At 45.9% G+C, this 12,849-nt stretch carries 1 protein-coding gene; it reads right to left on the minus strand.

The annotated features are described in order from the left end of the window. Positions 1–39: 39 nt before the first annotated feature. The gene (gene pksM, locus BGM23_RS12850; RefSeq protein WP_029726468.1) at positions 40–12,834 is read right to left on the minus strand and encodes a polyketide synthase PksM; all 12,795 of its coding nucleotides are present in this window, start codon (positions 12,832–12,834) and stop codon (positions 40–42) included. Positions 12,835–12,849: the final 15 nt, after the last annotated feature.

A 12,849-nucleotide genomic window follows, 5' to 3' on the forward strand; every position in this document is an offset into this window, starting at 1 on the left:
ATGGTTAATTCTCCTGATCTGAAGGCATCGAGAATTTCTTTATGATTCATACGATTTACTCCCTTCTATGATGTTTTGCACACTCTTAAAATCCAATTTCCCTAGCGCCACCTCTTGCATTAATCCGATGATTTGCTCGTCTGTATACGTGTCCTTTATTTGATGTGCTGCTGCGCTATGATTTTGTTTTTCCGCTTTTAAGGCCAAATGGTCAGATAGAGCTTGGACTGTCTGACATTCAAGGATTTCCCGACCGGCCATCTTCAGCTGCGTGGTTTTTTCGATATGCCGCATCAATTTTCGGCCAAGAATTGAATCCATCCCATAATCCAGGAAGTTTCTTTTGAAATTGATTCGCTCCTCAGATATGCCCAATTCTCGTGCTAAAAATTGAACAATGATCTTTTGAATGTGGGTTTTGCCATTCGGCTCGTCAATCTCTGTTTTCATATCTTGTGAATGCTGTTTAACGGCCTTTGATTGCTGAGTGCCTGACGAAATCCAATACCGCTCCCTTGCAAATGGATAACCAGGTAAAGAAACCATCCGAACGTGATCGCCATCATGAAGGAGTTCCCAAGGAATCTGATATCCTTTCACCCAGCATTCCGCGATGTTTTCCAAATTTCTTTCTTTTGCGAGAGCTTGCAGAACTGCTTCATCTTGTTCTTCTAAAATCCCTTCTGTATATCCTGTATAAAGGGATCTCTGTTGGCCTGATACCCCACCATTCTTCATTGCTTCCACATATTCCTTCAATTTTCGCACCAATTGCTTCTGATTGTTTGCAACGATCGCGAGCCTTGCTTCCATGGCTTTTCTCCCAACCTGAAGCGTATATGCCACATCAGGTAAAGAAAGGTTATGATTCTGCTCCAGATACGCAATCATGCGGCAGGCAGCATCCTGAAGCCGATCGTCATTTTGGGCTGAAAGCACGATGACCTGCGGTGACCCTTGATGCCGCTGTGTGGACGGCTGATCATCCGGAATGTATTCTTCAATGACTGCATGTGCATTGGTGCCGCTGATTCCAGTCGTGCTGATCGTTCCCATCCTCGGCTTCTGATTTTTCCTGATCCACGAACGGTTTTCTTTGCAAAGCACAAATGGGCTTTCTTTAAACGGAATATACGGGTTTTCCGATTCACAGTGATGAGTGGCCGGAATGATCTGGTTTTTCATAGCCATCAGCATACTGATTAAAGCAACCGTTCCTGACGCTGCAAATGTATGTCCGATTAAAGGTTTAATTGAGCTGATCATACAGAATTGCTTCTGCTTCGTATATTTGCTGAACACGCTCGTTAACGCTTGGACCTCAAGCGGATCACCAAGATTCGAGCCGGTACTGTGCGCCATCACATATTGAATATCGAGCGGATTGATTTCATTTTTTTCATAAATGTTTTCGATCAATTCTGCTTGGCTAAAAGGATTTGGCGCAGTAATGCCGTTGGTTTTGCCATCGTAATTCACGCCGCTGGCTTTGATGCAGCCATAAATATGATCTTTATCTTCAATTGCCTTTGATAATGGTTTCAAGAGAACAGCAGCCACCGCTTCACCTGGCACAAGACCATTGGCATCCTGGTCAAACACTTTGCATTGTCCGTTCGGAGACAGCATTTCGGCCCTTGTCAGCGCCTCAAAAGACATGTGAGAAATATTCAAGCTGACGCCGCCCGCTAAAGCCATTTCACAATCCCCCTGACGCAGAGCTGCACATGCCTGGTGAATCGCCACCAGTCCAGATGAACATGCTGCTGTCAAAGCCATATTAGGCCCTTTTAAATCCAATGCGTATGCGATTCTCGCAGACAATGTGGCGTTTTGTGTTCCGTTAATGTAATCCGAATCTCCGGTTAGGTGCGCATATTCCCCTTCTTCCACACCTACATAAACACCGCAGGATTTTCCTTTTATCCGATCTCCCATATAGCCGGCGTCTTCAAACGTGTGCCATGCTTCCTCTAGAAAAATGCGCTGGCGCGGATCCATGCTTTCGGCTTCTTTAGGCGATATTTGAAAAAACAGCGGATCAAACCGGTCTATGTCCTTCAAAAATGCACCCCACCTTGGCACTGCTTTTTCTGGATCTCTGTTAGCTCTCCCCCAGTCCCGGCGTTCGCCCGGGATGTCAGAGATACACGATTTACCGTTTTTCAGATTATCCCACAGCTCATGGACCGAATCAGCTTGAGGGAACCTGCCGCTCATGCCGATAATGGCAATAGGCTCATCGTGAACCTGCCGAATGCTTTTTTTACTGGCTTCTGGTTCTAAAGCTACAGGAATTGCTGCATAAGCTTCAGGGGACTTTTGCGCCTCTGATGCATCATCCCGGTAAAATGCTTCAATCAGCTCTTTATGATCGGTTAAGAAAAAGCCGATCAATTCTTGTAAAGTCGAATAGCCGAAAAATAAAGCCGGTGTCACTTCGATGTTGAAATGCTTTGATAACACGTTCGAGAATTTAGCCAAGTAGATTGAATCAAATCCGAAGTCGGCCCAATTTTTGTTCAAATTCAGCTTGTCCTTTGAAATCTTAAGCAATGTGTGAATATGCTCTTTCAAGTCGTGTTCTAAACGCTTTTCAACGCTTAATGTTTTTACCTCATCCTTGTTTTCTTGTGCTAGAGGGGCTTGAGTGGCCGGTTCTGGAATAGCTGGTTCAGTCATTCCTAAAAATCGGCTGACACGGCTGGGCTGACCGGCTATGACGAGATGCTGAGCATCCTGCTGAGCTAGGATGTGCTCAAACATATGGATGCCTTCCTCGGCTTCTAGGAAGCGTTGGCCGCTTGATTTCAGGTACATATCCGTTGTTTCCTCATCACCGATCTTCATTCCGCCATCCTTCCATACAGGCCAGTTGATGACAAACGTTTTACCGTTATGCAGCTCATTTCTGTATTGTGCGTAAGCCATCTGAAACCTGTTGCCAATCGCATAATCACAACATCCAAAATCCCCTAAAACCGCAGAAGAAGAAGAAAAATAACACATAAAATCAAGGACTTCATTTTTAAGCCATTCATCAAGCGCTATCGTGCCGTTGATTTTCGGTTCAATGATGCGCTGGAAGCTTTCGATCTTTTTGTCAAAAATAGCAGAGTCGCTTTCGATTCCGGCTGCATGAATGACACCGTTGATGGCACCGAATCGGTCTTTCCCTCTTTTTACGCAGTCTCCCATTGCGATAGGATCAGACACATCGGCTTCTGCATACATCGCTTCGCCGCCTAGATCATTTAATTCTTTTATTTGCTTTTGCTTCTCATCATTAAAAGGCGACCGCCCTGTCAAAATCAGGTTTGCGGCATAGTTTTTGGCCAAATGCTTGGCAAATAAATAACCAAGCCCTCCTACACCGCCTGTAATCAGGTAAGTACCGCCAGACTTCAATTTGCTGTCGTCCGGTTGTATCGTTGTCTGTTCAATGTGATTTACATATCGTTTCGCATTCTGATACAAAACCGTTTGTTCAGTTGAAGCCTGTAATTCTGCCCATATATTACGTGTCCAATCATCCATCGATCCTTGTTCCGCCGGCTGAAAGATTCCAGTCACTTTTGTGTGCGGAAGGACAAGCCCGAGTGAACGTTCGAAGCCAATCCATGATTCCAGATAGCTTCTGTCAAGACCATCTTCAAAACATCCTGCCAGCAGCAGCCGTGAAGGATGAAGCTTTGCTGCGGACATACCTTGTAATAGGTAAACAATACAGGAATGGTCCTTTATACAGCGCTTGTCTTCCATAGGCCACATATAGAGGAATGCTTCTGGCTCTCCAAGTTCTTCTTTAATGCTTTGGAAGGCCTTTTCAAAAGTAACGGGTTCTTGCCGCACAACCTGGTAGCTATATTCAGACTGTTTGCTGTACACTTCGCCCTGTGATATAAAAATGACCTTGGTGTCTTGATCAACGTTTTTCAGGACTGAAGCAAATGCGTTTTGCTTTTCTCTTTCAGTCAGAAAACAGATGAGCGTTTTGATACGTTTCGATGTGAGAGTCGCCGGCTCTTCTTTCCACACTTCTTGAAAAGTCATAACCTTGAAAGGTTCTTCTGTTTGCTGATCATGATCCTGTTCTATAGACGCCGGAGCCTTTGCCGCGCCTGGTGCCCAGTAACGTTCTTTTGCAAATGGATATGCCGGAAGACTGATCCGGACAGGCGTTTGGGTGCCGTACAGCATGCCCCAGTCGAAAGACAAGCCTTTCACCCAAAGATCCAGCAGTTTCGTGTATTTCCCTTTGCTTATCCATGCTTCTATGATTTTTTCCGTATCCTCATCCGCTGATAAGACTGCTAACGCTTTTTTGTTATCATCGATGCGATCCAGATACAGGCTGTCTGCTTTGTTTTCGATAAAATCGTTCAGCTTTCTCTCAAGATCCTCTAGTGATTCCGCTATAAAGGCCAGCCGTTCCTCCATTGCTTCACGGCCTGTTTGCAAGGTATAGGCAATCCTGATCAGGTCTGTTTCGCGGTACCTTTTTTGTTTGATGGCTGTAAGCAGCTGTTCCGCTTTTTCTTGCAAGCGTTCCATGTTTTTGGCCGACAGCACAATCAGCGCTGGAGGATGGTCTTTCGGCGTTTGCGCCCCCGTCCTTGGAATATATTCTTCCAGGATGATATGGGCATTGGACCCTCCGGCGCCAAAACTGCTCAAGCCAGCGCGCCTAGGCACCTCTTGCCCGCCAATCACCGGGCGTTTCCATTCACCAAGTTGCTGCTGAACGACAAATGGCGTATGGCTGAACTCGATGTTCGGATTCAACCGCTGAGCATGCAATGATGGTGCAATTTGGCCATATTTAAACTGAAAAAGTATTTTTGTCAGCCCTGCAATTCCGGCTGCACTTTCACAATGACCGATATTTGATTTGCTGGAGCCGATCGCACAAAACTGTTTCTCCTGCGTATCTTTCTCAAATGCTTTTGTTAACCCCGCTATCTCAATCGGATCTCCTAATGCAGTGCCTGTTCCATGCGCCTCTAAATAACTGATGGTTCGGGCAGGAATGTCGGCGCGCTCCATTGCTTCTTTAATTACCTGTGCCTGTGCATGAGGATTTGGAACCGTGTATCCATTTGTTTTTCCTCCGCTATTAATGGCACTTGCCTTTATCACACCGTAAATATGGTCACCGTCTGCTATTGCTTGCTGCAGCGGCTTTAACACAATGGCGCCTACGCCTTCACCGTCGACAAATCCATCTGCATCATCGCCGAATGATTTACATGTATCACTAGCGGAGAGCATATTCATGACAGATAAATTCTGATAGTGAACCGGGTCGACAACTAAATTGACACCGCCGGCAATGGCACAATCACTCGATCCGCTATAAATGCTTTCCAGCGCTAAATGAATCGCTGTCAGGGAGGATGAGCAGGCTGTATCGACTGCAAGACTCGGACCTTGGAAATTCAGTAAATAGGATATTCTGTTGGCGATAGACCAATAGCCGTAGCCGGTCGAATAATTTTTGTTCATGACTCCGGCAAAGACGCCGATTTTTCTGCTTGAACAGAGCGAGTCAGGCGTGTATCCCGCGTCTTCAATACTTGCATAAGCGGTTTGCAGAAATAATCGCTCCTGAGGGTCCATTCTTTCTGCCTCAAGCGGAGAAATCTGAAAGAATAATGGGTCAAACTTGTCCATATCCTTGATAAATCCGCCCCATTTCGTATAAATTGATCCTTCTTTTCCTTTTTCTTTATCGTAATAAGCTTTCCAATCCCAGCGATCTTTCGGAATTTCCTCAATACAATTTCTTCCTTCTTTTAGGTTGTTCCAAAAGTCTTCTGCTGTTTCCGCCTGAGGATAGCGTCCAGAAATGCCGATAATGGCAACGTCACGGCTTGCAAGAGTGTTAGTCGGTGTTTCTTTCTCCCCGCTGAAGCCAAGCTTGCGATAGCGCCGTGTTCTTTTAGCGGCCTGATCAGGTTTCTGTGAGGATTGGGTTCTGCTTTCGGCCGGTGTCTGTTGTTGAACTTGACGGTCAAGACCTGTTAATTTCATCAGCGCTTCTGTTTTTGTTTTGATGAAATGATCCACTAATGCGTCAATGGTCTGGTACTCGAAAAATAAAGTGCTGCTTACATGGTCAAATTCTTTACGCAATGTATTTGTCAGCTGGACAACGACGATAGAATCAATCCCGTACTTTTCAAGCGGTTCAGATGACTCAATTTTGCTTGCAGGAATTTTCAACGTTTCCCCGATTAGTTTTTTCATATATTCTGTGCTTTTTTCTCTTAGGAGAGCATGTTTTGATTGTCCAGCTTCCTCTGAATCTATGGTATGAATGTAGGCTGGCTCCTGATTAGACGCTTGTAAAACAACCTTCTCCGGCAAGATCACATTTTTCATCATACGGCGAACCAGCCCGTTGCTTGAGGCTGCGACGATTTGGTGACTCAGATCATGTGCCGCCTCGGCCGGGAAAAAGACAGATTCAAAGCCTTCGCTTTCAAGTGCCGCTTTCCAGCTGTCAGGATGTAAGCCTGGACAGCCGGGAATCCGCACTGCAGGATCTTCATACAGCCACCAGCCTTCCAAAAGACCAAAGGTGATGTGAGGGAACAGGCTGTTTCCCGCCATTTCATTCAGCAGCAGCATTCCGTTGTTTTTCATTACCGCTTTTGTATGCCGCAGTGTTTGACGGATATTTTTTGTTGCGTGAAGGACATTAGCGGCAATGACGACATCATAGCCTCCCGCTTCAAATTCCTGCTGGTCAATCGGTTTTTCCACATCAAAAAGCTGATATGTCAGGTACGGATTTTCCGCCCCATATTCCTTTTCTGCATGCAGCAAAAATGCTTTAGACAGATCTGTATAGCAATATTCATTGATGTGCTTTTGATATGGTTTCAGTTTTTCAAAGATTCCGGCACTCGTGCCGCCTGTGCCTGCGCCTATTTCCATAATGCGAATCGATGCCTCAGGGTCGTGCTTCAGACGTTCATCCAGATAAGCTAATAATGTATCGGCAAGCACTTTATTAAAATAGTCTGCCACTTGGTTATGCTTATAAATGCCTTCCACCAGTTCCATCGAGGAATGCGGGAACATGATATCTGTTGCAGGGACTTTCCCTGTCAAAATATCCGGTAATGCTTTCAGCATGGCCTCTGCTAATACAACCATCGCCTTTGTCTCGCTGTCTTTAAGCCACTTTTCTTTTTTCGCATTCCATTCTTGCCAAAGCAGCTCGATATCCTCTGCTTGGTCCTTCCTCACCAATGAATCTCCAACTTTCTTAAGATAGCCATGCTGCAAGAGAAATTCGCTGCTTTGCCGAATCCATTTTCCATAAAATTCACGAGTCTTATATTGTTGAAGACGTTCAACCGATAATGTATAACCTTCAAACAGCCCGGCCGTTTGCAGCTGTCCTAACAACAGCCTGTAAAGAAGATCATCAAGCTCTTCATGTGTCACTCTTTGAAATCGTGCCGTAGTCGGCAGACGCTCCATCAGGCTCTCTGCATCTGCTGAAGGTTGCTCTGGATAAAGAGTGATGAATTCATTCTGATTCACGCCTTCGACTGCTACAGGCTTTGTCGTATGAATGAAAGCTGTTTGGCTGACTGGCCCAGAAAGCAGGGCTTCCAGCGCCTTCATAGCCTCCTCAGGCTCAATTAAACCTAAGCCGATTTGATTCATGAGCTGTACATAATGTTCATCCTCAGCCGCTTCACTATTCCCCCAATATCCCCAGTTCATGACTTTTACAGGGCATGCCCAGCTCTGAGAAAGCTGGTGAGCAAAAGCATCTGCAAATGTACAGCCAGAGGCATAATGGCTTTGCTTCACATTTTTGATATGGGCTACAAGCGAAGAGAAGAATAAAACAAAATCTACATTCTCCTGACGGAACACTTGGGCCATCCGCATACTGACATCGATCTTCGCCGCCAGTCCAGCGGTGAATTCTTCCGGCTTCATTTTTTCCAGGCTTTGCTCAAATAAAACCATCGCAGAGTGAACAATCCCGTGAATATGAGGATGACGTTTTTTCACTTGATCATAAGCCTGCTGCAATGAATGCTTATCGGCTGCATCGGCTGCAATGTAGAAAGGCTCAGGGCCAAGCGCCGAAAGTCGGTCTATTTTTGACTGGATGGCAGCATTAAGTTGACTTCGCCCAATCCAAACGATTTGCGCCTGGTAGCGGCGGATCATGTACTCACTCCATGCCTCTCCGATATACCCGGCTCCTCCGATGACCACATAGACTCCGCCTTTCCGATATAGCGTGTCGCCAGACAGTGAGTGCCGATATGGGATCAATTGCTGCTGATGCCATTGCTGATTACGATAGGCCCAAGCATGGCCAAGGCGGTCAGCTGGGAGCGCAAACATGTGATTTACCGGCCATGTGCAGCCTTTTTCAAGATCGAGAAGACGGATTTTCCAGTGTGGATATTCCTTTGCCATTGTGCCGGCAAGTCCATGATTGCTTGCATGAGCGGGTTGTACTGCCTCATGTTGCGTAACCGGCTGCGCTTGGATTGTCACAAGAGACCATTCAAGTTGTTTCTCGCCATAGCCTAATTGCAGGCAAGCTTTCACGAACTTAAATAAGTTAAGAACAGCTTCTCCTTGTCTATCACTATTCTCCAGGTCTGACGGGGCAATCCACAAGACATGGTCAATGCTTCCGTACGCTTGCAGTTTGTCCGCTATTGCCTCAATGTCATCTGCAGGGCGGATATCGACAAAGGAAATTTGCGGATAATGATGCTTTATGAAAGTCCGATCAGCTTCAGCAGCTCCGCATAAAACAGCTCTTTTACCAGCAAACGAAGCATTATCCTCCGCTTCTAGAGAGACTGGTTCCCAGACGGGGATCATCATCGTATGCCCGGTCAGCTGAGAATCAGTTACTAGTTGAGACCTTGAATGCCGCTCTCCATCAAGTGCCCGCATCGAGGCACCCTTCATTCGCACACAAACGTGTCCGTTCTCATCACATAAATCAATATCATACTTTCTGACTTTGTCCTCCGCTTTACTGTCTGAACTGTATCGAATATAAGACCATATCTTCTCTGGACATGGGCTGAAAATATCAACCTCCTGCAACGCAAATGGAAGAGACAGCGTCTGAGCTTGTCCAGCGGCATTGACTGAGCTAACGATAAAACCGACTGTGGCATGGAACGCGGAATCCATCAAACTCGGGTGGAGCGCAAAATGCTGCTTGTCGTTTTTTAGAAAAGCGGGTAACGAGATTTTTGCAAGCAATTGATCTTTGCCGACATAGACTTTTTCAATCCCTTGATAGCCCTCTCCATAGTCAAGCCCAATCTTTCGAAACGCTGCATAGCATTGTTCTGACGTCACTGTGTCCAAACTGCATTCTGTCTGTATTGATGAAAGGTTTAAAATGGAAGTGTCCGCTTCATCTGAAATGACAGCGCGGCCTTGGCAGTGTATCGTCAGGGCTTCTTCTTTATGTTCAGAGCTGCTATAAATGTCAAAGGAGATTTCCCCGTTATCCTCAGGAAAAAGGCCAATATGTATTTCTTTTGGTTCACTTTCAATCGTGATAGGACGCACCCACACAATGTCTTTAAGCGACACCACTCTTTGTTCGCCGTCCAGATCGCCTGCAGCTTTTTCCGCTGCTTCCCTTGCCATTTCTAAATAGGCAACGCCCGGCAAAATCTTCTGTCCCTGTACAACATGATCAGAAAGAAAAAATTCCGTGCCTGTAAATACAGAGCTAAAGCGCTGCTCAGTAAAGTCTGATGTATTGCGGTGCACCAGCGGATGTAAGATATGATTCACAGTGCTGGTTTTCATTTCAGGAACCGGGATCCAGTAGCGCTCCCTTGCAAACGGATAGGTCGGAACACTGATTTTAAGCGGCTTGCGATCGCCGTATAGGTCGTCCCAGGTGACCCGCTGTCCTTGAACCCATGCTTTCGCCATTTCCATCATTTCACTGTCTGTTGTCAAATTGTTATTCAGCGCATTTACCGATGCTAGCCCAGCCGCCTCCTGATTCTCCTTGGCTTGTCCGGTCCAGCAGCCCTCGATCTCTTCTTCTCCATTGGCAAACGCCCGAAGTTTAGCCGTTAAATCTTTTATGTCTTTTACAATGAAGGCCGCACGCTCCTCCATTTCAACCCGTCCTGCCTGCATGGTATAAGCTAACGCTAAAAGATTGACGTCCTCGCTAAGAAAATCAAGAAGTTTAAGAGCGTAAGCCTGCAGACGATCTTTGTTTCTCGCAGACAAAGGTATCACTATTTCTTCATTTTTCGTTAAAATCGTCTCTGAATGGCTCTCTGCTGGAATATATTCTTCCAAAATAAGATGCGCATTTGATCCTGAAGCGCCAAACGAACTTAAACCGGCACGGCGGGGATATGTGACGTCCACCCCGTTTTCTGTAAAAGATGGCTGCTCCCATTCCTTTGTTTCATGCTGGACAAAAAATGGGGTTTGATCAAGCTTCAAATAAGGATTCAGCTCTTCTGAATGTAATGACGGCACCAAGGTTTTATGATGCAGCTGCAGGACAGTCTTCGTTAAGCCGCTAATGCCGGCTGCAGCTTCAGCATGGCCAATATTTGATTTCACAGAACCGATTGAACAGAATTGCTTGTCCTGCGTATTGCGGCTGAAAGCTTTTACTAACCCCTGTACTTCAATCGGATCTCCCAATGAGGTGCCAGTGCCATGGGCTTCAACATAGCTGATGGTGCGCGGATCAATTCCTGTTTTTTCTAGACATGCTTCGATTACATCAGCTTGAGCTACCGGGCTCGGTACTGTAATTCCGCTTACTTTTCCTACATGATTTATCGCACTGCCTTTGATGACAGCATAGATTCGGTCACCGTCCTGTTCAGCTTTTCGCAGCGGTTTTAGCAATACTGTGCCGACACCTTCTCCAGATACGTAGCCATCCCCGCCTTTGCCGAAAGTATGGCAATAGCCGTCACTTGAGTGCATCCCTACACTGCCATAGCTGATATATTTAGCCGGATGCAGTGACAAATTGACGCCTCCGGCAAGCGCGGCCTCGCATTCTCCATTCCGGATGCTCTCTATTGCCAGATGAACCGCAGTTAATGAGGAAGAGCAGACCGTGTCCACCGCCATGCTTGGGCCGTGGAAATTACAATAGTAAGAGACCCTGTTGGCGATTTGCGCATAATTCAGCGATAAAGGAAATGGATTGTGTTCTGATAGAGCTTCAGCCCCTATAAGGGAATAGTCCTTATGCATTACGCCGGCAAACACACCGACATGCTGTCTTTTATTTTCTCCCTGCGGTGCAGCAATTGTCTCTGGTGTATAACCCGCATCTTCAATAGCTTCCCAGCATGTCTCTAAAAATAACCGTTCCTGAGGGTCCATCATTTCCGCTTCACGCGGAGAGATTCTGAAAAATTGAGGATCAAAGCAATCAGCCTCCTCGATAAACCCGCCCCATTTCGAGAGTGGCTTGCCTGCAGGTGAATCCAGTCCATTGTTTTCTTTCCATTCCCAGCGTGAGTTTGGAATCTCTGTGATGCAGTCGGTACCCGCTTTAAGATGTTCCCAAAATTCCTGTATGTTTTTTGCCTTAGGATAGCGTCCCGCCATTCCGATAATGGCAATGTCCTCACCGATCTCTGGTGAAGAGGTAACACCATCAGGAGAATCCTTCATTGGTGAAGGAGATTGGCGGACAGCATCGTCCGCCTCTCCAATTGAATATTGATCAGCAAGATGAGCAGCTAGTTCTGCAATTGTTGTAAATTCAAACAGCAGTGTCGGAGCAAGATCCGCTCCAACCTTATCTCCAATTTCCTGAACCACGGTAAGCAATGACGGAGAATCCAAGCCTAGCTCATAGTACCCAGCGTGGATATCCATTTGTTCTGCCGGCCTTTCAAGCTGCTTAGCAAGCAGCTGACGCAAATACATTTCAAATGCGGGATAGTCCCGACTGATGTTCTGAGAGACAGCAGCTCTTTTTTCTTGAATTTCTTTTGGAGAATGAAAGGCTGACATATTCCGTACAGACTTGCCTGCAAATTGTTTCAGCTCGGCCACTTTTTGTCCTGATGAATTAAAATATTCAATCGTCATATAAGTGAGTTCTTTCTTTTGGCGCACAGATGAGGAGAGGATCCGTGCTGTACATCCTTTTTGCAATCGTTCTGAAGCAGAAAACGATTCATAATACAATGGCAGGTACATCGTTTGATCTGAGATCAGGCAGCTTGAACCTATGCCGCTGCCGTCAATAAGCGTCGGATGAAACAGAAAAGCATCAGAATGACGCAACGCTTCCTGTCCGACTGCTAAATCAATTAAAGCCCCCTCTTTGGCTTCATAAATCTGTCCTTCCGCCTTCATCATGCCGGTATGCACTAACTCTTGAGATCGGCATTGTTCATAGATTTCATCTAAATTCAGAATCCTGTCAGCTGTATTTTTCCACTGATTAAGGTCTATTGATTCGGCAAAAGCGGTTTGCTCTTTACGATGCATGTCAGCAGTCACATATTGTCTCTTGTCAGATAGTGATTCTCCATGCTGTTTTTGTCCGTCGATGATGATGGACCATGTCCCTTCCTTTCTTTCAGACACGTGAATGGTCAGGGCAATGTCATATGACTCATCTGCGATCAAAGGGTAAAAAATGGTCAGGTTTTTTAATTCAAGCTCTTGGTATGCATAACCATGTTCCTGGAATACTTGGTAGATTAAATCTATATAAGCAAGGCCGGGTAATAACGCTTGTCCATATACCTTGTGGTTGGACATGATTGGATTATTTAATGAAATGTGCAGTTGTTCAGTTATCATTTTCCCACTCCTCTC

Source organism: Bacillus sp. FJAT-14266 (genome assembly GCF_001719225.1).
Taxonomy (GTDB): Bacteria; Bacillota; Bacilli; order Bacillales; family Bacillaceae; genus Bacillus; species Bacillus subtilis.

Coding starts and splice junctions, on each gene's coding strand:
- pksM (WP_029726468.1), bottom strand. CDS start 12,834: ATGATAACTGAACAACTGCACATTTCATTAAATAATCCAATCATGTCC.